Below are 21504 nucleotides of genomic sequence, written 5' to 3'. Positions count from 1 at the left end.
CGTTCTTTTTTCCTGTTGATTGCCACCCGGAGAACCTTTCTTCCTCTGAAGGCAGCAAACAGGGCTGGGCCTGCGCAGCATGGGGGCAGGTATTTCTTTTAAGCCTCCCAAGAAAACATCATGAATGTTCAAGAGTATTATCAACATGCCCTGCAAGAGCGCGGCTATCAAGCCGACCAGGCACAGAAGGCGGCTATCGAGCGCCTGCAAGTGTATTTCGATGACTGGGTGAGCTTCAAGCAAGACCGTTCTTCCGCTTTGAGGAAAATCTTCAAACGTCCCGATGTGCCGCGTGGTGTGTACTTGTGGGGTGGCGTAGGCCGGGGTAAAAGCTTTCTGATGGATGCGTTTTACCTGACGGTGCCTGTAAAGCGCAAGACGCGCGTGCATTTTCATGAGTTCATGCGCGGCGTGCATCGCGAACTCGATGCGGTGCGTGGCCAGCAAGACCCGCTGGATGAGGTGGCGCGCCGCATTGCCAAGCGTTATCGCCTGATCTGCTTCGACGAATTCCATGTGTCGGATGTTGCCGATGCCATGATTCTGTATAGACTATTGCTTAAGCTGTTCGAGCATGGCACTTCTTTCATCATGACATCAAACTACGAGCCCAGCACCCTGTATCCCGATGGATTGCATCGGGATCGCATCCTGCCCGCCATCAAGTTGATCCAGGAGCGCATGGATATCATGAACGTGGATGTGGGCACTGACTATCGTCTACGCAGCATGGAGCAGGTTCGTTTGTATCTGACGCCGATCACGGACGGAACGAATAAAGAGTTGCAGGCCTATTTCGACAGGCTGCTCGACACGGCGCCGCTGAAGCCGGTCCTGATCGTTGAAAACCGCGAGCTGAGAGCCATTGCGCTGGGCGGCAGCATTGTCTGGTTTGATTTTGCCACCTTATGTGGCGGCCCACGTTCGCAGAACGACTACCTGGACTTGGCCAGCCGCTTCCAGACCGTGATATTGTCGGATGTGCCCCGCATGGAGGCTCGTCAGGCGTCGGAAGCGCGCCGCTTTACCTGGTTGATTGATGTATTTTACGATCACAAGATAAAACTCATCATGTCGGCTGAATGCGAACCCGATGAGCTCTACACCCAGGGGCCGATGTCCAACGAGTTTCATCGCACGGTATCACGCATCATGGAAATGCAGTCCCGTGAATACCTTGATTCCGAGCGACGTGCAGCCGTTACGCTCTAGACACCCTTACTGATACTGAAGCATATATGAACACCCGAGTACTGACCGGCATCACCACTTCAGGAACACCCCATCTGGGCAATTATGCCGGGGCTATTCGCCCTTCCATAGAGGCCAGCAAACTATCGAGTGTTGATGCCTTCTACTTCATGGCGGATTATCACGCACTGATCAAATGCGATGATCCACAACGTATCGCCCGCTCGCGCCTCGAGATCGCGGCAACCTGGATAGCTGCAGGGCTCGACCCTGATGTCGTCACCTTCTATCGCCAATCCGATATCCCGGAAATTCCCGAGTTGTCCTGGATGCTGACCTGCGTCACGGCCAAAGGCCTGATGAATCGCGCGCATGCCTATAAGGCAGCAGTAGACCAGAATGTAGCCAGACAGCAAGAGGCCGATGATGGCATTACCATGGGTTTGTTCTCGTACCCAGTGCTGATGGCGGCCGACATTCTGTTGTTCAATGCGAATAAAGTGCCGGTAGGCCGGGACCAAATCCAGCATCTTGAAATGGCTCGCGACATTGCCCAGCGTTTCAATCATCTGTATGGCCAGGGTGAAGACTTGTTCGTGCTGCCAGAGGTTCAGATTGACGACGAGGTGGCAACGCTCCCCGGGCTCGACGGGCGCAAGATGTCCAAAAGTTACGACAACACCATACCCTTGTTCGAGGGTGGAGCAAAAGGCTTGCGCGCGGCAGTCATGCGTATTGTGACCGACTCCCGCCAGCCTGGTGAGCCCAAAGACGCTGAAAGCTCGCATCTTTATACCCTGTACCGGGCGTTTGCCACGCCCAAGGCGTCTGCTCAGTTCCGCAAGGAGCTGGAAGAGGGTATGGGATGGGGTGAAGCAAAAGAGCAGCTATGCACCACCATAGAGGCCGAACTTGCACCCATGCGCGAACGTTATGCCGAGCTTATTTCGCGCCCCGACCGTATTGAAGACATTCTTCAGGCGGGTGCCATCAAGGCCCGTCGTCTGTCACAGCCCTTGATGGAGCGTTTGCGTGCAGCGGTTGGCTTGCGCTCCATGTCTGTTCCGGTATCCTCCGACAAGCAGCCCGCAGACAAGAAAGGCAAAGGGAAGTCCGCGCGTTTCGTCAGTTTCCGTGATGATGAGGGGCGCTTCCGTTTCCGTCTGCTCGGGTCTGATGGGCGGGAACTATTGTTGTCCGAAAGCTTTGCTGATCCGAAAGCGGCTGGGCAGGCCATGGGCAAGCTCAAGAGTCAGCCCCTGGATACCCTGTCCGGCGACGAACAGGGCCTGGTCAGTATCCGGATCGACGGGGTGCTGGTCAGCCAGTTTGATGCCGGTTTGTTGCCGCAGTTGCGTGATGCCTTCGCTCAGATGGCTCAGAACTGACGCAGTATCTTATTCACACAGCTCGGCCTGCAGGCCGAGCGTTTGGCACAATGAAAGCAGCTCTTCCGCCTGCTCGCGATACACCAGTATGAGCTGGAAGTCGTTGGTATAGCTTTCTCCGAAACTGACGAGCCGATATTTGTCGTGATGAGCCAGCAATTGGCTGTCCACCCATTGGTAAAAATCCGAGACAGTCTGGAAGCTGTTGTTATCGTATGGGTACTCAGGCAGGGCAGGCTGTTCAAATGCATCGACGATTTGCTCGTATAGCTCATCGACGGTATCGGCAACAGCAAAGTAATCTTCCAGTTCGATGAACAAAATAAACGCTATCACGCCCTGAGGGTCGTACTGTGCCACCTTGGCGGCATCGGCGCCGTAATGCGTGCGCAGGGTTTTCTCGGGCTCGGTCAGCGATTGCAGGCAAACACCCACTATACGGCTGCTTTCGTGCTCGTCCAGATCGTTGCAGGACAGCAGCCTGATCAGCTGTACAAGCTGTTCCTGAGTGGGTGTGTTTTCTGTGTTCATGAGGTTCTATTTTTTGAGTTTTGCAAAGGCAGCGGCCATGGCGCCCATGCCGTCGCCCTGGCTGGGACGTTGGCCGGGGCGTGCATCGTTGCGGCGCTGGTTGTCGCGGCGCTGGCTGCTATTTGGTGTCGAGGATTCGTTGCCACGGCGAGCAGGCGGTGCATCGTCATTCAAACGCATGGTCAATCCAATTCGCTTGCGGGCCGCATCGACCTCCTGGACCTTGACCTTGACCATTTGCCCTACGCGTACGACATCGCGGGGATCTTTGACAAATGTATCGGACAGAGCCGAAATATGCACCAGACCGTCCTGATGCACGCCTACATCGACGAATGCGCCGAAATTGGCCACGTTGGTGACCACACCCTCAAGTACCATGCCTGTGTGAAGATCGTTGATGGTGTTGACGCCTTCCTTGAATTGGGCTGTCTTGAACTCAGGACGGGGATCGCGGCCAGGTTTTTCCAGCTCCAGGAATATATCCTTGACGGTTGGCAGCCCGAAGCGTTCGTCGGTGAACTCAGTGGGGGAGACGCCTTTCAGTGCGCCGGATTGCCCCATGATTTGCCGTGCATCGGCATTGATCTTCTTGAGTATGCGTTCCACGACCGGGTAGGCTTCCGGGTGTACTGACGAAGCGTCCAGTGGGTTGTTGCCGTTGGGTATGCGTAAAAATCCCGCCGCCTGCTCGAAAGACTTGTCGCCAAAACGCGGTACTTTCATCAAGGCTTTGCGATTGGGGAATGCGCCGTTGTCGTCGCGCCAGGCCACTATGTTTTTGGCCAGTGTTGCGTTCAGACCCGAGACGCGGGTCAACAATGGGGCCGAAGCCGTGTTGACATCGACACCAACAGCGTTAACGCAATCTTCGATGACAGTATTGAGCGAGTGGGCCAGTTCACGCTGATTGACGTCGTGCTGGTACTGCCCCACGCCTATGGCCTTTGGCTCAATCTTGACCAGTTCGGCCAAAGGATCTTGCAGGCGTCTGGCAATGGAAACTGCCCCGCGCAGGCTCACGTCCATATCCGGAAATTCATGCGCGGCGAGCTCCGATGCCGAGTACACCGAGGCGCCAGCTTCGGACACCACCACGCGGGTAAGCTTCAACTCAGGGAATTTTTCCTGCGTGTCGGTCACGAGTTTTTCAGTTTCCCGCGAGGCAGTGCCGTTGCCTATGGCGACCAGTTCAATCTTGTGTTTGGCAATCAGTGCTGCCAGCGTGTTGATGCTTCCCTCACGGTCACGGCGTGGCTCAAAGGGATAGACAGTACTGGTAGCAAGCACCTTGCCGGTGGCATCTATGGCAGCAACCTTGACACCTGTGCGTATGCCTGGGTCCAGTCCCAATACTGCTTTGGGGCCGGCCGGCGCAGCCAGCAGCAGGTCTTTCAGGTTGGCGGCAAAGACCCGTATGGCTTCCTGTTCGGCTGTATCGCGCAGGCGTCCAATGAGCTCTGACTCAAAGGCCGTCAAAAGCTTGACACGCCAGGTCCAGCGGCATACCTCACCCAGCCAGCGAGCTCTTGGGCTAGCGTCGAGCGAAAAGTCGGCACCTATGCGCAGGAAGTCCGCGATGCGGCTGACGCAAGGATGAGGTGATTGTGCTTCAAGCTCGGGGTCCAGCCCCAGGCGGATATCCAGCACGCCTTGCTGGCGACCTCGCAACAAGGCCAGAATACGATGCGATGGCAGAGAACGCAAAGCTTCGCTGAAATCAAACCAATCGCGGAAATTGTCGCCATCGTTTTCCTTGCCTTCGATGACTTTGGAATACAGCAAACCGGTATTCCAGAGGTGTTCGCGCAGATTGGCCAGCAGATCGGCGTTCTCGGCATAACGTTCTGCCAGGATATCGCGGGCACCATCCAGTGCGCTCTTGGCATCGTTGATGGAGGCCTCGGGATTCAAGTAAGCCTGGGCCAGAATGGCTGGATCGACGGCAGCGTCATCCAGAATGGCATCGGCCAAGGGTTCCAGGCCCGCTTCGCGGGCAATCTGTGCCCGTGTGCGGCGTTTGGGCTTGTAGGGCGCATACAAATCTTCCAGACGCTGTTTGGTGTCTGCGCTGGTGATTTCCTGCTGCAGTTCGGCAGTTAGCTTCCCCTGCTGGCCAATGGACTCAAGAATGGTGATACGGCGACCTTCAAGTTCGCGAACGTACACCAGTCGCAGTTCCAGCGTCCGCAGCACGGTATCGTCCAGGCCTCCTGTGGCTTCTTTGCGGTAACGGGCAATAAAGGGCACCGTGGCACCGCCATCCAGCAGTTCGACCGTGGCTGCAACTTGCGTGGGTCGTACTCCAAGTTCGCTGGCCAGCAGCGTTACGATACGAGCGGGATCCACACTTGTCGTGGAGGGGCCTGGTAGTGAGGAAGCAGAAGTTGTAGTCATGGACACATCAAAAAAACTGGAAATACGCGGCGCATTTTGCCACATCGACCCCTAGTCCGAAAAATTGCCGGGTATTATCTTATCTGGATGCTTTCAGGGGAACGGCATACTTTACCCCGTTTGGCTGGCCGTTCAGGCGGCATGGCCTGCTTTCTTTTCTATTTTTAATGCTTTTGCAAGAACTTTCCGATATTTTTGCCCCCGATGGGCCTTTGGCGCAAGCTGTGCCGGGTTATCGCTCCAGAAAGGCACAGCTGGAGCTTGCCCAGGCGATCGAAGACACCTTGCGCAATCATTCCACGCTTATCGCCGAGGCTGGCACGGGTACCGGCAAGACGTGGGCATACCTTGTTCCCGCTTTTTTATGCGGTGGCAAGGTACTGGTTTCAACGGGTACCCGTACCCTGCAAGATCAGTTGTTCCAGCGCGATCTGCCACGTTTGCGCAATGCGCTGGCCCTGCCTGTTTCGATTGCCTTGCTGAAAGGGCGCGGCAACTATGTCTGTCATTACCACCTGGAGCGCCTGTCGGGCGATGAGCGCGCTCTCAAGTCCCGCTCCGAAATAGGCCAGTTGCGCCAAATACAGGTATTTGCCCAGCAGTCCAGGACGGGTGATCGCAGCGACTTGTCTGATGTTCCGGAAGACGCCGATATCTGGGGCCGGGTAACCTCCACGCGTGAAAACTGCCTGGGCCAGGAGTGTCCCCATGTGCGGGATTGCTTTGTACTCAAGGCGCGGCGCCAGGCCCAAGATGCTGATCTGGTGGTGGTGAACCATGCTTTGTTCATGGCTGATCTGGCCTTGCGCGAAGAGGGGATTACCGATTTGTTGCCCACGGTCGACATGGTGGTCTTCGACGAGGCGCATCAACTGCCCGATATCGCTACACGTTTTCTCGGCAGCAGCGTTTCATCACATCAGTTGCTCGATCTGGCTCGCGCAACCGAAGCCGCAGGCTTGGCCCATGCGCGCGAGTCCACCAACTGGACTGAAGCAGGCAAGCGTATTGAACATGCTGCGCGAGCATTACGCCTGGCCGCCGCTCCGATCGAAAAAATGCCGGGGCGCAAAGCCACGTTTCAGGCCATTCCCAATCCGGAAGAGTTTGATACCGCACTGGATGAGTTGCTAGGTGTGCTGGATCACAGCATCAAGCTCTTGGGTGTGGTCAGTGAGAAGCATCCAGATCTGGCAGCAGCGGCTAAAACCTGCCTGGATGTCCGGGCCAGGCTTTATCAATGGACCCAGCCCGACCGCCAGGGCCACAATGCGCTCAAGCCGGTACAAACTGATCCCGGCACGGGTCAGCAAGAGGGCCGGGGCAACGAGGATGGCGCGGCGGTACGTTGGGTAGAACACAGCCTCCATCACATGCGCTTGCATAGCGCGCCTTTGTCGGTAGCACAGATTTTTTCGCGCTATCGTAGTAAAGACCAGGCCTGGGTGCTGACCTCGGCCACGCTGTCGGTGAAGGGCGATTTTGGTCATTTCCTCAGGCAGCTGGGTTTGTGGGATGCACAAACGCTCAGCTGGGAGTCGCCATTCGACTATGCTGCGCAAGGCGTGTTGTATGCGCCAAAAATGTTGCCGCTACCCAGCGATAGAAACTTCAATGAACGGTTTGTCGATGCTTTGATGCCTTTGATCAAAGTATCCAAGGGTGGTGTGCTTGTGCTGTGCACGACCCTGCGGGCGGTCGACAGAATTACCGAAATTCTCGAGCAACGCTTCGAAGACGAAGACATAGAGCGTTTGCTGCTGCGCCAGGGTGAAAGTTCACGCAGGGCGCTGCTCGAACGTTTTCGCGCCGGCAGCAATGCGGTGCTGGTTGGCAGCGCCAGTTTCTGGGAAGGCATAGATGTACCTGGCGACGCACTGACTCTGGTGGCTATCGATAAATTGCCTTTTGCGCCGCCCGATGATCCCGTGCTTGAAGCGCGCCTGAATCTGTGTCGCAGCCAGGGGGGTAACCCCTTTATGGAATATCAGTTGCCTGAGGCGGCCATCGCGTTAAAGCAGGGTGCGGGACGGCTGATCAGATCGGAACAGGACTGGGGAGTATTGATGGTGGGCGACACGCGCATGATAGACAAGCCTTACGGTCGTCTGCTGTGGCGTGGCCTGCCACCGTTCGCGCGCACACGCGAGCCAGGGCAGGCAGTGGAGTTTTTGCTCAGGAAACAAGATGCAGACTGACTGCTCTTGGTAACCCCTTTTTTCAATCAAGCGCCTGGGCGATGCGTAGAAATTACTGACGCAAGGTAAGCGGCGCCGATAAGATACGTATCTGATTCAGCCTTTCATGCGAAAGAAGCTAGAACCAGTTGATTGGATTCCATGCGCTGCCACTCGGCTCTTCCAGGCCTTGCTCGTAGTACTTGCTGTTGGGGAAGTTTTGATCAAGCACTCGTTTGGCATCGTCGCGCAGATCAGGAAGCTGGAGCTTGTCGTAGGCCAAAACCATAATGTAGAGCGCCTTTTCGGATGCTGGCACACCCTGGAAATCGGTAATAACAGTCTGTGCGCGATTGACTGCTGCCACATAAGCGCCACGCTCATAGTAATAGGTGGCTACATGCACTTCGTTCTGGGCAATCGTATTCACTAGCCAGGCGACGCGTTTTTTTGCATCGGCAGTATAGCGGCTGTCGGGATAGCGGGCGATAAGTTCGTTGAATGAATCATACGATTCGCGTAAGCCTTTTGGGTCGCGCTCGCTCGGGTCTTGGCGGGTGATGTTCATGAACGAGGCGCTGGGCGGTGTGAAAGTGACCAGGCCCTTCAGGTAAAGCATGTAGTCTGTACCCGGATGGTTCGGGTATTGTTGCTGGAAGCGATCGATGGCAGCCAGCGCCTGTTCGGGTTCGCTGTCTTTCCAGTTGACATAAGCCTGGTCGATGAGCGCCTGCTGAGCGTACCCGCCAAACGGGTAGCGAGCTTCAATGGCCTCCAGGCGGGTGCGAGCGTCGCTCCAGTTTCCGGCACTGATTTCAGTGCGCGCATCCTCGTATAGGCGCTCGGCGCTCCAGCCGGTAGTGGGGTCTACCTCAACCTTGGTTGAGCTGCATCCGGCAATGAGGATGACGGCTATGAGGGCGACCGCGGTATGCCCCAGCCGGGTGAGGCTGGAAAATCGGGATTGATTCAGCTTGGTACGAGTCACAAAAGCGTCCTTGGTGTTAGCATGCAGGCTGATTATATGATTTGTCGCCATGACTGACACAGATATCAACAAAGAAAGTTTGGCGGCACCTGATCCGCTGGAGTTCCTGGTGCCGTACACGGCTATGCCCGAGCGGCTCGATAAGGTTATTGCGCGGCTGATTCCCGAGCATTCCCGCAGCAGGTTACAGGGCTGGATAGAAGGCGGGCATGTGCTGGTCAATGGCCAGCCAGGCCGTGTCAAGCAAATGGCCAATCCGGGCGACAGGCTGGTCGTCTGGGAGCAAAGTCCCCCCGAGGCGCTGGCATTTACTCCCGAAGACGTCGATTTTGAAGTGGTAGACCAAAGTGCCGACTGGATTGTCGTGAACAAGCCGGCAGGACTGGTCACCCACCCAGGCGCCGGAAACTGGCATGGCACCTTGCTAAATGGCCTGCTTTATCGCTTTCCCGAGCTCGCCACGGTTGCTCGCGCAGGTATTGTGCATCGGCTCGACAAAGACACCTCGGGCTTGCTGGTGGTGGCGCGTCACGAAAAAGCCCAGACGCATCTCATCCGTCAGCTGCAGGCCCACAGCGTAAATCGTGAATATATTGCTCTGGTGCATGGCCTGCTGACCCGGCCGGGTAGTGTCAGGCTGGCCATAGGTCGTGATACCCGGGTGCCTGTCCGGATGGCCGTGGAGCCCGCTATTGCGCCTAAAGCAGCCATAACGCATTACCATCCGGGGCGTACGGGAAATATCGATGATGCCAATGTCACAGAAGTAGTCTGCAAACTCGAGACCGGTCGTACACATCAGATACGTGTGCACATGATGAGCTTGCACCACCCCCTGGTGGCCGACACATTGTACGGAGGCAAGCCATTGGGGAGCGCCTCGCGGCAGTTGCTGCATGCCAGGGCGCTGAGCTTCGATGATTACGGCAGCGACCGGCGGGTCTCGTTTGCGGCGGCCTTGGCCGCTGACTTTCAGCACGTTCTGGATGGCGTCGCATGGAACACCTGATACCAGCCCTACCCACAGTAAGCGGCCAACCGTGGCCGGGCATCAACTATTTCTGCACTACCCGGCAGGGCGGGTCAAGCACCGGGCCCTGGGCATCATTCAATCTGGGGGCGCATGCGGGTGACGCCGCCGATACCGTCGATAATAACCGTCAGCGTTTACGTGCCATATTGCCTGGCAATCCGGTCTGGTTGAAGCAGGTGCACGGGGCACAGGTCTTCGATGCCGATGCCGTCGATGAGGGGGGGCAGGGGGGCGGAATACCGGTGGCCGATGCCGCCATCACCTTGCAAGCCAATCGTGTGCTGGCGATCATGACGGCCGATTGCTTGCCCGTCGTGCTGGCCAGCGTCGACGGCCAGGCTTTGGGGGTTGCACATGCGGGCTGGCGCGGGCTGGCAGCGGGGGTGCTCGAGAACACGCTGGACGCCTTGCGCAGTCGCCTGCCAGGTAATACGGCGTGGCGGGCCTGGATAGGGCCGGCCATAAGCCAGTCTTGTTTTGAAGTGGGGGCTGATGTGTACGACGCATTTGTCGGCGCCGATCCCGGTAGTGCCGTGTACTTTATTCCTCACAATACGGATGGCAAATGGTTGGCTGATTTGCCAGGCCTGGCGCGGCACCGCCTGCTCAAGGCAAATGTCAGTACGATAGAACTGAGTGATCAGTGCACTTTTAATCAGGCCGACATGTATTACTCGTACCGCCGCGATGCCGCGACGGGGCGCATGGCTACGCTGGCATGGAGAACCGGCTAGCGTGGCCTTGAGTCGCGATAGCGACTTACCCTGATTGACAGGTTTTCAAATGCCATCCACCATTCAAAGCAAGTGTGAGGATTTTGTAAGGTGCATGTATCGTGAGTAATCCGTCTCGTCCAGAATGGCCAGTTCCGGTAAGCATAGCGCCTGACATACTCGCAGAAATCCAGGCTGAATTTGCACGCGAATGGCTGCTCATGACCGAAAGTCTGCAGCAAGGCAACCTCGCTCCTCCGGCCGACCGACGCTTTGGGTCCAAAGCCTGGGCAGCCAGCCCGGCCTCGCTGCTTGCCGCCCATACCTATCTGTTGTCAGCCAAAGCCATGAGTCAAATGGTCGACGCCCTGCAGGTTAGCGAGCCCGTGCGTAATCGCTTGAGATTTTCCACCATGCAATGGATAGAAGCCGTTGCGCCGTCCAATTTCATGGCAAGCAACCCCGATGTCCAGCAGGCGTTGCTCGAAAGCGAGGGGCAGTCTTTGCGCAAAGGCCTGGACAATCTGTTTAAAGACCTGCAAAAAGGGCGGTTGAGTCAAACAGACGAGTCCAAGTTCGAACTCGGGAAAAACGTCGCCACGACGGCTGGCTCGGTGGTGTATCAAAACCAAGTCATGCAGCTTATCCAGTACGCGCCTGTTACCGACAAAGTACACAAGATTCCCTTGCTGCTTGTTCCGCCCAGCATCAACAAATACTACATTCTCGACCTTCAGCCTGAAAACTCGTTTGTCCGGCATGCGGTCGAGCAAGGCTTTACCGTATTTCTGGTTTCGTGGCGTAACCCGCTGGCTTCCGATATCGATGGCATTGACCAGGCAACCTGGGCTGACTACCTGCAACATGGCGTATTACAGGCTATCGATGCCGTTTGCTCTATTTCCCGACAAAAGCAGATCAATGCACTGGGGTTTTGCGTTGGTGGAACTTTGCTCGCTTCGGCACTTTCACTGGCACATGCTCAGGGTAAAGACCCTGTGTGTTCGCTCACATTGCTCACTACCTTGCTCGATTTCGAAGAAACCGGGGTGCTTGACGTTTTCGTAGACGAGTATCAGGTACAGGCGCGCGAGCATCAGCTTGGCACGGGCGGCCTGATGTCGGCCCGCGAATTGGCCACCACGTTTTCCTTCTTGCGTCCCAACGAACTGGTCTGGAATTATGTTGTCGCCAACTATCTTAAAGGCGAATCTCCGCCGGCTTTCGACCTTTTGCACTGGAATGCTGACGGCACCAATCTTCCCGGGCCGTTTTTCGCCTGGTATTTCCGAAATACCTATCTTGAGAATAATCTGAAAGTGCCAGGTCGCGTGCAGGTCGATGGCTATCAGCTCGACCTTAGCACGCTATCCATGCCTGCCTATATTTATAGCTCACGCGAAGACCATATCGTTCCCTGGCATTCAGCCTACGCCAGCAACAATATTTTGCGTGGACCCATACGCTTCATTCTGGGTGCTTCTGGCCATATAGCCGGCGTCATCAATCCACCGGCGAAAAAGCGTCGTTGCTATTGGGCGCAAGAGGCCTCTGCTGGGCATGACGAAATGCCGGGCAATCCCGAAAGCTGGCTAGCCAATGCCGATGAGCATGCCGGAAGCTGGTGGCCCGATTGGTGCAACTGGCTGGTTGCGCATTCCGGGTCTCTGGTTCGTGCTCCGGCCAAGCCTGGTAATGCGCGTTATACCCCTATCGAAGATGCGCCTGGAAGTTATGTAAAACAGCGGGCGCAATGAGTAAATTACCAAGGAGAACAAAATGAGCAAAAAACTGGCTTACGTGACCGGGGGTATGGGGGGCATAGGAACATCCATATGTCAAAGACTGGCCAAAGAAGGCTACATCGTAGTAGCCGGATGCGGGCCTAGCCGGAATTTCAAGCAGTGGATTGATGAGCAGGCCGCCTTGGGCTATAAGTTTCATGCCTCAGTGGGCAATGTGTCCGACTGGGACTCCACGGCAGCTGCATTTGCAAAGGTATCTGATGAGCTGGGGCCGGTTGATGTGCTGGTCAATAATGCAGGTATTACTCGCGACGGCCTGTTTCGAAAAATGAGCCAGGAAGACTGGCGTGCCGTCATCGACACCAATCTGAACAGTCTATTCAATGTAACCAAGCAGGTCATCGAAGGCATGGTAGATCGTCAGTGGGGGCGCATCATCAATATCAGTTCGGTAAATGGCCAGAAGGGGCAGTTTGGTCAAACCAACTACTCTACGGCCAAGGCAGGCATACATGGTTTTACCATGGCGCTTGCCCAAGAAGTCGCCAGCAAGGGGGTTACCGTCAACACTATTTCCCCGGGTTATATTGGTACTGACATGGTGCGTGCCATACGTCCCGATGTGCTCGAAAAAATTGTGGCCACTATTCCCGTCAAGCGCTTGGGTGCTCCCGAAGAAATCGGCTCCATCGTGGCATGGTTGGCGTCAGACGAATCGGGCTTTGCTACTGGGGCCGACTTTTCCCTGAATGGGGGCTTGCACATGGGATAACTGCATCTGGCTGTTCTCTCTCTTGTTTTCACCACTTGGTATCCGGCCTTAATTCATGACGCAATCTCAAGCTAACACTACAACCCGCCTGATTAAAAAATATCCAAACAGGCGCCTTTACGATACGCATACCAGCGCTTACGTGACCTTAGCCGACGTCAAGCAGTTAGTGCTTGATTGCGAGGAGTTCAAGGTTGTTGATGCCAAGTCGGGTGAAGACCTCACGCGCAGTATTTTGCTGCAGATCATTCTTGAAGAAGAAAGCGGTGGGGTCCCCATGTTCTCGCCCACCATGTTGTCGCAAATCATCCGTTTCTATGGCCATGCCATGCAGGGGGTCATGGGCTCCTATCTTGAAAAAAATATTCAGGCTTTCATGGATATCCAGGACCGCATGACCGAGCAGTCCAAGGGAATGTACGGGAACCAGTTTGGCCCCGAAGCGTGGGCTCAGTTCATGAGCGTGCAGTCGCCCATGTTGCAAAACATGATGAATAACTACGTTGATCAAAGTAAAAATCTCTTCGTGCAGATGCAAGATCAGATGCAGGATCAAACACGCAATATGTTCTCGGCGTTTCCGTTCAACCCGGTACCGCCCAAAGACAAAAAAGAATAAGTTCTTTACTTGTAGGGGCTATGCGCCTGCAGTTCATCCAGATAGGAATCGACTGCAGGGGTTTCATGGCTCAGGTAGTTATCCACGGCTTGCGTAAAGCGTTCATCCGCTAACCAGTGGGCCGAGCAGGTCCTGACCGGCAGCAGGCCGCGCGAGAGTTTATGTTCGCCTTGCGCTCCGCCTTCAAATACCGACAGGCCGTGCGCGATGCAAAATGCTATGCCTTGCATATAACAGGTCTCGAAATGCAGACCCGAAATAAAGCGCAAGCTGCCCCAGTAGCGGCCATAGAGCGTTTTTCCATCACGGATGTTTAGCGCGGCGGCGATGGCCTGTCCGTTCTGCTCAGCCACGATGATCACCATGCTATCGACCATGCTGGCGTGCAGTGTCTGAAAAAAGCTCAGGTTCAGATAAGGGGCGTTACCGTGTTCCAGATAGGTCTGGCTGTAGCATTGGTAGAAGAAGGCTAGCGTGGCGTCATCTATCTGCTTGCCTTGCAGCCATTTGAAGCGCACTCCCGCCTCGGCCGATTTTTTTCGGTCTTGCTTGAGTTTTTTCCTTTTTTGCTGGTTCAGGCTGTGCAGGAAAGCGTCCATGTCAGCATAGCCCTGATTATTCCAGTGAAACTGGACGTTATATCGAAACAGGAAGCCAGCCTCGGCCAGGGCGGCCTGCTCCACTTCCGTCGGGAACAGCACGTGTAGCGACGAGAATCCGTTTTGTTTACAGAGCCTGATGGCCTCTTTGGCCAGCAGTATGCGATCGTGATGTGTAGCCGCCAGCAGCCGAGGGCCGGATACTGGCGTAAATGGAATGGCTGCCAACAGTTTTGGATAATAGGCCAGGCCATGCTGTTCATAAGCATGGGCCCAGGCGTGATCAAAAACATATTCGCCGCGCGAATGCGATTTCAGATACAGCGGTAGCGCACCGGCCAGCACATCGTTACGATGCATCAGCAAATAGTGGGGAGCCCAGCCAGTTGCAGGTGTCGCACATCCGGTCTGGTCCAGAGCACGCAGGAAAGCATGCTGCACGAATGGCTGCGGGCCTGCGAGGCTGTCCCAGTGTTCGGGGTTAATATCCTCAAGGCGCTGGGCTAGGCTGAAGGTAACTGACAAGGCTATGGTCTGGATTGATTGATGTCATGGGGAGTGTAGTGCATGGCTGGGAAAATACCCGTAATGGTTGTGTCCGGTTTTCTGGGAAGTGGTAAAACGACCTTGCTGAATCACTTGCTTGCCCAGTCCCGGGAGGCCGGCGATGCATCCATTCATGGGCACACGGTGGTGCTGGTCAATGAACTGGGAGCGATCAGCCTGGATCATGATCGTTTTTTGCCGCTTGACGACCATATCGTGTTGCTGGAGTCCGGCTGTATTTGCTGTGGGGTTCGCGGAAACCTGGTGAATGCGTTGCGTCAATTGTTTCTGGATGCCTTGCACCGGAAAATCCCCCTGTTTTCAACCGTACTCATAGAAACCACGGGTATCGCCGATCCGGCACCGGTCATGTATACCCTGCAATATGAGCGCTTTCTGGCTGATCGCTATATATACGCCGGCTGCCTGACGCTGGTCGACGGTGAGCATGGTGTGCAGCAGTTACAGAGGCATCCTGAGGCGGTGCAGCAAGTTGCCCTGGCTGATTTGCTCGCCATCAGCAAGTCCGACAGGGTTGGGTCTGACCATATACTGGGTTTGCGGCAGGCATTGCAGCGGCTGAATCCGGTGGCCCCTGTGTTGTTGACCCAGGAGCTGCCTGGCTTGAAATTGTTGCTTAACAAGGTGGCTGAGCTGGGCAGGAACAGTTTGCCTCGTGATAAGGCTTCAATGTGGGCTGGTCAGGCTATGGTCAATCAGGCATCTGCGCATGCGGGAGTGGGTGTGCTGATGATGAAATGGGATCAACCCTGGAAACGCTCCGAAAGCATGCGGGCTCTACCTGAATTGCTTGCCTGTATGGATGAAGGCCTGTTGCGCCTGAAAGGCAGGATCCGTTTTCAGGGCGACGCTTATGCGAGTGCAGTGCATGCCGTGCATCAGCATTTGTATCCGATAGAGCCTATTGTGGAATCCCAACAAGAGGTGCCTGAAGCAGGTACAAGCAAAGCTGGATCTGTCCGGGGAAGTGAGAACCCGGAAATAGACAGTAGCGCTTCCGTGTTGCTATTCATCTATCGGAATCTGGACGAGACCCACCTGCTTGGGCGGGTGCACGCATTATTTCCGGGTGGGCAACAGGTATTGTCGCCTGAAGGCAACTTTATCCAGTGAATTGTTGCATTGCCTGCCTGCAGGTGGTGTAATGGCACCATTATCGCCGCTAGGCTGCTTGCAGTATAGACAACTGCAATGCCCATTGTATGTCCAGATCTGTTTAACAAGATCAGGTATCCAAATCGCCTGCCGGCCAGGCCCGCGATGATTCCGCTCTCTCCGGCCGCCGCACTATAAATTGAATAATCTTTAGGCTAGCGTCTTTTGCGTATGCCAGGTTGCCATTCTCCGAATGGCGGCTAGGCAAGCTGAAGCTGCTTGAATCATATATTTCACTGCTGTTTGCCGCATGTTTACGATCCGGCTTCGGGTCTTTTTGCAATAGTAGGCATCAGCCAGTTTCCTGAAATAGGAACAATGGTTTATATCTTGTATCCATCCTGTATGGACCAATCACGCGAAGTATCTCAATATTCGACGCAGCGTCGCAATGCGCGCCTTGTGCGCGGTACAGGCTTGCCTGCCGTGCGCAAACTGATCCGCATGCATGCTAATGAACAGGTAGTGAACCAAACAAAAATGGGTCAATTGCCTGTAGCAATTGACCCATTTGTAAATCTGGTTGCGGGGACAGGATTTGAACCTGTGACCTTCGGGTTATGAGCCCGACGAGCTGCCAGACTGCTCCACCCCGCGTCTGAAGAAAATGATAGTAACCCACATATATGTTTTATGCAAATTTTAAGACAAGTACACGACACTGATGACTGAAGCCGAGATCATCCGAGTGCTGGAAACCGCACTATTGTGCGCCGACCAGCCCATGCCATTGGGCGAGCTGCGTAAGCTCTTTGTAGTAGATGAGCTTTCATTGGACGATTTACGCCGGCACCTTGAGTTGCTGCAGCAGCAGTGGCACGACAGAGGTCTTGAGTTGCTTGCTTTGGCCAGCGGCTGGAGGTTTCAGAGCCGCCCTGAAATGCAGCGTTATCTCGCCAGGCTGAATCCCGAACGGCCGCCAAAATACTCAAGAGCGGTGCTTGAAACCCTGGCTATCATCGCCTGGAGGCAGCCGGTCACCCGGGGCGATATCGAGGACATACGTGGCGTGACGGTGTCTTCACAAATCATACGTACGCTCGAGGATCGTGGCTGGATAGAAGTCCTGGGCTATCGCGATGCGCCGGGCAGGCCGGCCTTGCTGGGTACGACGCGCCAGTTCCTGGACGACCTGGGACTGAAGGCCCTGGATGAATTACCCGAGCTTGAGTCGCAAGAGGCCGTAGTGGCTTTGGCCGGACTTGAGTTCGAAGAGATTCCCGCTGATGAGTCCGGGGCGGCCGATGCGCCGCCTGAGCATGCAGCACATGAATTAACCGAGTTGCCATTAACTGACGCAGAACGGCTTGGGCTGCAAGATACCGGACGGGAAGACAGCGAGTCTGAGCCCGTCCAGGATGACATCGATGTGCCTGAGCCGTTGGAAATAGAAAAGATTGAAACGGAGTACCTGAAAGAAAATGACTGAAATAAATAAAGATACAGGCTCGAATGTGAGCGATGCCGAGGCTGGTGCCGGCACTGAGCAGACCCATGGCGAGGGGAAAGCGACCGCGCCGCGTGGTCGCGGCCGCAAATTGCGCACACCATTCCGGCGGCGTCGCGGGGATGCGCAAGCCGATGCGCCGTCTGATGCCGTTCAGTCTGAAGGGCAGGCTGGGCCGGTAATGCAGGGGCAGGCGGCTGTGCCGGGTGATGCGCCAAAGCCGGCGCGTAGTCCGCGCCGCCGCAAGACATCAGCCGCCGCTGCGCCGACGGCTGACACGCCTGATGCTGGTCAGCAAGAAGCGGGCCGTTCACACACACGCAGCGCCCGCCGTACGGAAAGCCCCGAAGCCGAGAAAGAGGCAGAGCAGGCGCTGGCCTATCTGGACAGCGCGGCGAAGATCTCGCAGCGTCTGGACAAATACCTGAATAGTGATGCCCTGACACCCAAGCTGCACAAGGTTTTGGCTGATGCTGGGGTGGGTTCTCGCCGTGAAATGGAAGAGCTGATCGTTGCCGGTCGTGTTTCGGTCAATGGAGAGCCGGCTCACATAGGGCAGCGTGTTGGCGCCAATGATCAGGTGCGCGTGAACGGGCGTCCTATCGTTCGCCCAAATGCCAAAAAGCCGCCGCGTATTATTCTGTACCACAAGCCGGCAGGCGAAATCGTCAGCCACGATGACCCGGAAGGCCGCGCAACGGTGTTTGCGCGTTTGCCCAAAATCCGTGTGGGGAAATGGCTGTCGGTTGGGCGACTGGACCTTAATACCGAAGGTTTGCTTATCCTGACCACCTCCGGTGACCTGGCTAATCGACTGATGCATCCGCGCTATGGCGCCGAGCGCGAATATGCGGTCAGGGTGCTGGGTGAGCTGGGCGAAGCGCAGCAGGACGCGCTGCTTAAGGGCGTTCAGCTGGAAGACGGCCTGGCACAGTTTGGCTCTTTGGAATATCTTGGTGGCGAAGGTAGCAACCGCTGGTATCGCGTGACATTGAAAGAAGGCCGAAACCGAGAAGTGCGTCGCATGTTTGAGGCGGCCGGCGTCACGGTCAGCCGGCTGATCCGGACGCGGTTTGGTGAAGTCGTGTTGCCACGCAATCTGCGCCGGGGGCGCTGGGAAGAGCTCGACGGTTCGCTGGTGACTGCGCTGATGCTGCAGCTGGGCTTGTTGCGCGAGGACGATGCCGAAGGGCGTGGCGCAGGCTTCGGCCGAGGCGAACGTCAACCCGCGTCTCACGACAGCGCCTTGCCCCCTGGGTTCGGTACGATGGAGCGCAACGGTATGAATGGCGCCAAAGTCAGTCGGCGTGGCAAGTTGTCGGGCGGACGTCCGCAGCGCGCGGCTACAACAGAGGCCTATCCTTCTGACCCTTACGGTACTGGGCTTATGTTCAGCGGTGGCCTGCCCAACGGTCATCCGACGGCGGGTCGCGGCCGGCCTGGTGCCGGTAAGGCGAGTGGAAGCAAGACGAACGGAAACAAGGCGGGTGGACGCGGTAAAGCAGGTGGACGCAACCAGAAGCCCACTGGGCAAGCAAGGGGCGAGGGCGAAGCCAGGACGGCGGGGCCCGCTGGCGATGCCCGGCGTCGGGGAGCCGGCCCGCGGCCTGCCAAGGCAGCGGGCGCCAAGCCCGCCGCCCGTGCATCGCGTGGCGAAAACAAGGCAAAGTCAGCAGGATCCCGGGCCCGATCCGCAGCAACCCATGGCGACGATTGGCAGCCTCGTAGCGCCTCGGCCCATGAGTCCCATTTAGGCAAGTTGGGTGGCCGCCGCGGTCATTAAATGAGCTGGGCCTGACGCAGAATGGCCTCGGGTGTTGCTTTTTTTGTGTAAGGCCTAGACATCACAGGAATTTTTCTGATTTTCTGTTAGAATGTAGGGCTTTACAGCTATATTGTTTTTGCTACGCAGGCCGATATTTTTTGTGTGTTGGCAGCTGGCCGCCGGTTCTTTTATGTTCTGGCCCGTGTTGCCGATGGGCAGCAATAAGGCACAACCAGTTTGTGGTTGTGTTCAGGTTAACAATAGTAGCGGCACATTTTCGAATGCGCCTTGGGTTGGCAGGTGTGGCAAATTCCACATGGCGTGCGTAGTGGCCTGCACGGTTGCTTGCCGCAGGTGTGATTGCAGTGGGCTGGTTACAGCCCATTTTTTTTGGATTTTATGGCAGATATATTCGCATTGACACAAGAAGCTGTTGCAGGCATGGGTATTGAGCTTGTCGACGTTGAGCGTGCGCCGCTTGGGCTTCTGCGCGTCACCATCGATCGCCCCGACGGAGTGCAGATCGAGGACTGCGAACAGGTTTCAAAGCATTTGTCCCGCGTATTCGAAGTCGAGAATATCGACTATCAGCGTCTTGAAGTAGGTTCGCCAGGCATCGATCGTCCTTTGAAGCGGGTTGCCGACTTCATTCGATTTGCTAACGAGCGGATCGAAATCAAGTTGCGCGAGGCCATTGATAACCGCAAGGTTTATGCAGGCATACTGCGCGTGTCCGAAAATGTAGCTTCCGATCCGTCCGCGAATCCTGTGTTTGGCCTTGAGCTCGAGCCTGCTTCGCGTAAAGAGTCGGCGCAGGTGCTTGAGTTTGCTTTCGACGACGTTGATCGTGCAAAACTGGATCCCATTCTCGATTTCAAGGGTAAAAAGCGATGAGTCGCGAAATTCTTTTATTGGTTGACGCCTTAGCGCGTGAAAAAAACGTTGGCCGCGAGGTCGTTTTCGGTGCGCTTGAAAACGCTCTGGCATCCGCCATGAAAAAACGTTTCAAGGAAGACGCCGATATCCGTGTGACCATCGACCGTTTGTCTGGCGAGCACGAGGGTTATCGTCGCTGGCTGGTGGTGCCCGACGATGCAGGCCTGCAAGAGCCCGATCAGCAAGAGCTGTTTTCCGATGCGCAGGAAATCGTACCCGGCATTGAGGTGGGCGAATACATCGAAGAGCAACTCGAGCCAGAAGAGTTTGGCCGTATCGGTGCTCAGGCGGCCAAGCAGGCCATATTGCAAAAAATTCGCGACGCCGAGCGTGAGCAGGTGCTCAATGACTTCCTGGAGCGCGGCGAAAACATCATATCCGGCACGGTCAAGCGCATGGATAAGGGCGATGCCATCATCGAAACCGGCAAGATCGAAGCGCGTCTGCCGCGTTCTGAAACCATCCCCAAAGAGAATATCCGGGTAGGCGATCGCATACGCGCCTGGGTGCTCAAGGTTGACCATACGGCACGAGGACAGCAAGTCATTCTGTCGCGCACAGCCCCCGATTTCATTCGTCAACTGTTTGAAAACGAAGTCCCTGAAATCGAGCAAGGCCTGCTCGAAATCAAGGCGGCTGCCCGCGACCCCGGCGTACGGGCCAAAATTGCTGTCATTGCCTACGATAAACGCATTGATCCCATCGGAACATGCGTAGGTATGCGTGGATCACGCGTGACGGCAGTCCGCAACGAACTGGGCGGCGAGCAGGTCGATATCGTTCTGTGGGCCGAAGATCCTGCTGAATTCGTCATTGGTGCTTTGGCGCCTGCTCATGTCGAATCCATCGTGGTCGACGAAGACAAGCACGCCATGGATGTCGTGGTCGATGCCGAGAACTTGCCCAAGGCGATTGGCGCGCGTGGCCAGAACGTTCGCCTGGCGTCTGAACTCACCGGTTGGCAGATCAACATCATGACACCCGAAGAAAGTCAGAACCGTCAGGAAGAAGAGCGCACCGAGCTGCGCCAGGCCTTCATCACCAAGCTCGACGTTGATGAGGAAGTCGCCGATATCCTTATCGACGAGGGCTTTACAGGCCTCGAGGAAATCGCTTACGTTCCGTTGCAGGAACTGCTGGAAATCGAAGCCTTCGACGAAGACACGATCAACGAGTTGCGCACACGGGCACGTAATGCCTTGCTGACTGAAGCCATAGCCCAGGAAGAACGGGTTCAAACCGTTGCGCAGGATTTGCTCGAGATTGAAGGCATGAATTCCGAGTTGGTGGCCAAACTGGCCGAGAATGAGGTGCTTACCCTTGATGATCTGGCCGAGCTGGCCACTGACGAACTGGCGGAAATTTCCGGCCTGTCCGAAGACGAAGCCAGCCAAATGATCATGCGTGCCCGGGCTCATTGGTTCGATGAAGAGTCATGACAAACATGCCGGATCCGCTGAGTATGTTTATTGAAAAATAGT

The 21504-nt window shown here is 56.0% G+C and carries 16 protein-coding genes, 1 tRNA gene and 1 pseudogene; 13 read left to right on the top strand and 5 right to left on the bottom strand.

What is annotated here, in order from left to right:
* The first annotated feature begins 120 nt into the window (after positions 1–120).
* The gene (gene zapE / locus ERD84_RS13225; protein WP_130040143.1) at positions 121–1212 is read left to right on the top strand and encodes a cell division protein ZapE; all 1092 of its coding nucleotides are present in this window, start codon (positions 121–123) and stop codon (positions 1210–1212) included.
* A gap of 26 nt (positions 1213–1238) precedes the next feature.
* Complete coding sequence (locus ERD84_RS13220; protein WP_130040142.1) at positions 1239–2579, top strand: tryptophan--tRNA ligase; 1341 nt, start codon at positions 1239–1241, stop codon at positions 2577–2579.
* A 9-nt stretch (positions 2580–2588) separates the two neighbouring features.
* Here ERD84_RS13220 and ERD84_RS13215 read toward each other — a convergent pair whose 3' ends face one another.
* Together ERD84_RS13215 and ERD84_RS13210 are read right to left on the bottom strand one after the other, a co-directional pair.
* The gene (locus tag ERD84_RS13215; RefSeq protein ID WP_130040141.1) at positions 2589–3110 is read right to left on the bottom strand and encodes a hypothetical protein; all 522 of its coding nucleotides are present in this window, start codon (positions 3108–3110) and stop codon (positions 2589–2591) included.
* Between the two features lie 6 nt (positions 3111–3116).
* Positions 3117–5507 (bottom strand): Tex family protein, encoded by a 2391-nt coding sequence (locus tag ERD84_RS13210; protein WP_130040140.1) that lies wholly within the window; start codon positions 5505–5507, stop codon positions 3117–3119.
* A 167-nt stretch (positions 5508–5674) separates the two neighbouring features.
* Here ERD84_RS13210 and yoaA point away from each other — a divergent pair, with 167 nt between their 5' ends.
* Positions 5675–7705 (top strand): DNA repair helicase YoaA, encoded by a 2031-nt coding sequence (gene yoaA, locus ERD84_RS13205; RefSeq protein ID WP_130040139.1) that lies wholly within the window; start codon positions 5675–5677, stop codon positions 7703–7705.
* Between the two features lie 118 nt (positions 7706–7823).
* Here yoaA and ERD84_RS13200 read toward each other — a convergent pair whose 3' ends face one another.
* Positions 7824–8672 (bottom strand): outer membrane protein assembly factor BamD, encoded by an 849-nt coding sequence (locus tag ERD84_RS13200; protein WP_245150700.1) that lies wholly within the window; start codon positions 8670–8672, stop codon positions 7824–7826.
* A gap of 49 nt (positions 8673–8721) precedes the next feature.
* Between ERD84_RS13200 and ERD84_RS13195 the strand changes: the two genes are divergently transcribed.
* From ERD84_RS13195 to phaR, 5 genes are all read left to right on the top strand, one after another.
* Positions 8722–9681 (top strand): RluA family pseudouridine synthase, encoded by a 960-nt coding sequence (locus tag ERD84_RS13195; protein ID WP_130040138.1) that lies wholly within the window; start codon positions 8722–8724, stop codon positions 9679–9681.
* A complete protein-coding gene (pgeF, locus tag ERD84_RS13190; protein WP_130040137.1) occupies positions 9669–10439 on the top strand; it encodes a peptidoglycan editing factor PgeF in 771 nt (256 codons plus the stop codon). The genes ERD84_RS13195 and pgeF overlap by 13 nt, the downstream gene beginning before the upstream one ends.
* A 101-nt stretch (positions 10440–10540) precedes the next feature.
* Positions 10541–12175: a PHA/PHB synthase family protein gene (locus ERD84_RS13185; protein ID WP_130040136.1), complete on the top strand. Its 1635-nt coding sequence runs from the start codon at positions 10541–10543 to the stop codon at positions 12173–12175.
* Positions 12176–12197: 22 nt separating this feature from the next.
* Complete coding sequence (locus ERD84_RS13180; protein WP_130040135.1) at positions 12198–12935, top strand: 3-ketoacyl-ACP reductase; 738 nt, start codon at positions 12198–12200, stop codon at positions 12933–12935.
* Between the two features lie 55 nt (positions 12936–12990).
* Entirely contained in the window at positions 12991–13554 is a 564-nt protein-coding gene (gene phaR / locus ERD84_RS13175; protein WP_130040134.1) for a polyhydroxyalkanoate synthesis repressor PhaR, read from the top strand.
* A 5-nt stretch (positions 13555–13559) separates the two neighbouring features.
* Here phaR and ERD84_RS13170 read toward each other — a convergent pair whose 3' ends face one another.
* Positions 13560–14684 carry a GNAT family N-acetyltransferase gene (locus tag ERD84_RS13170; protein WP_371743181.1) on the bottom strand — a complete coding sequence of 375 codons (1125 nt, stop codon included), beginning with the start codon at positions 14682–14684 and terminating at the stop codon, positions 13560–13562.
* Positions 14685–14720: 36 nt separating this feature from the next.
* Between ERD84_RS13170 and ERD84_RS13165 the strand changes: the two genes are divergently transcribed.
* Positions 14721–15833, top strand: a complete 1113-nt coding sequence (locus ERD84_RS13165; RefSeq protein WP_130040132.1) for a CobW family GTP-binding protein — start codon at positions 14721–14723, stop codon at positions 15831–15833.
* A 562-nt stretch (positions 15834–16395) separates the two neighbouring features.
* On the opposite strand, the gene ERD84_RS13160 is transcribed toward ERD84_RS13165, so the two are convergent.
* Positions 16396–16472 (bottom strand) — tRNA-Met (locus tag ERD84_RS13160).
* 67 nt (positions 16473–16539) lie between these two features.
* Here ERD84_RS13160 and scpB point away from each other — a divergent pair.
* From scpB to nusA, 4 genes and pseudogenes are all read left to right on the top strand, one after another.
* Positions 16540–17262: pseudogene (gene scpB, locus ERD84_RS13155) on the top strand (SMC-Scp complex subunit ScpB); the annotation flags it as partial.
* 34 nt (positions 17263–17296) lie between these two features.
* The gene (locus ERD84_RS13150) at positions 17297–19105 is read left to right on the top strand and encodes a pseudouridine synthase (protein WP_130040130.1); all 1809 of its coding nucleotides are present in this window, start codon (positions 17297–17299) and stop codon (positions 19103–19105) included.
* A gap of 381 nt (positions 19106–19486) precedes the next feature.
* Entirely contained in the window at positions 19487–19981 is a 495-nt protein-coding gene (rimP, locus tag ERD84_RS13145) for a ribosome maturation factor RimP (RefSeq protein WP_130040129.1), read from the top strand.
* Positions 19978–21462, top strand: coding sequence for a transcription termination factor NusA (nusA, locus tag ERD84_RS13140; protein ID WP_130040128.1), 1485 nt, complete (start codon positions 19978–19980; stop codon positions 21460–21462). Before rimP ends, nusA begins: the two co-directional genes overlap by 4 nt.
* Positions 21463–21504 lie beyond the last annotated feature (42 nt).

It is taken from the genome of Pollutimonas harenae (assembly GCF_004153685.1).
Taxonomy (GTDB): Bacteria; Pseudomonadota; Gammaproteobacteria; order Burkholderiales; family Burkholderiaceae_B; genus Pusillimonas_C; species Pusillimonas_C harenae.
The sequence above is the reverse complement of the archived record's forward strand: the minus strand, read 5'-3'. Positions and strand labels throughout refer to the sequence as shown.